This is a genomic window from Vallitalea maricola (assembly GCF_036985595.1).
Taxonomy (GTDB): Bacteria; Bacillota; Clostridia; order Lachnospirales; family Vallitaleaceae; genus Vallitalea; species Vallitalea maricola.
Window position 1 is genome coordinate 1 of sequence record NZ_BTPU01000338.1, and the last position, 447, is coordinate 447.

1 protein-coding gene is annotated in these 447 nt (G+C 30.0%); it reads right to left on the minus strand.

From position 1 onward, the window contains the following. Positions 1 to 237: GTPase Era (era, locus tag AACQ14_RS24285; RefSeq protein ID WP_339366104.1), on the minus strand; the 237-nt coding region annotated here is incomplete at its 3' end. Between the last annotated feature and the right edge of the window lie 210 nt (positions 238 to 447).

The following is a 447-nucleotide window of genomic DNA, read 5'->3' on the forward strand; positions in this document are numbered from 1 at the left end:
TGTCTTATTCATGAATTCACCCAACTTATGCTTTGGTTTGTGAATACCTGGTGTATCAATAAAAATGATTTGACCTTCCTCAGTTGTAATAAATGTCCTGATCTTATTTCTTGTTGTCTGAGGTTTGTCCGACATAATAGCAATTTTTTGCCCTATTATTTGATTCATCAATGTAGATTTTCCTACATTAGGTCTACCTATAATTGTAACAAATCCTGATTTAAAATTATTCAAAATCTTCCTCCTGTAAGTAAAATGCTGACGGTCACTTGTTGACCGTTAAGCATTAGTATAATATTAATTTTAATTAATTGAATAAATGAACTAATTCATTAAATATTTCTCTGTTTTTCTCTAACTTATTCTCATTACCCACTACACAGATATTATCTTGTTTCAATACTGATTTGACTAGATCAGCTGTACCTCTAATATCTTCTTTGGTAG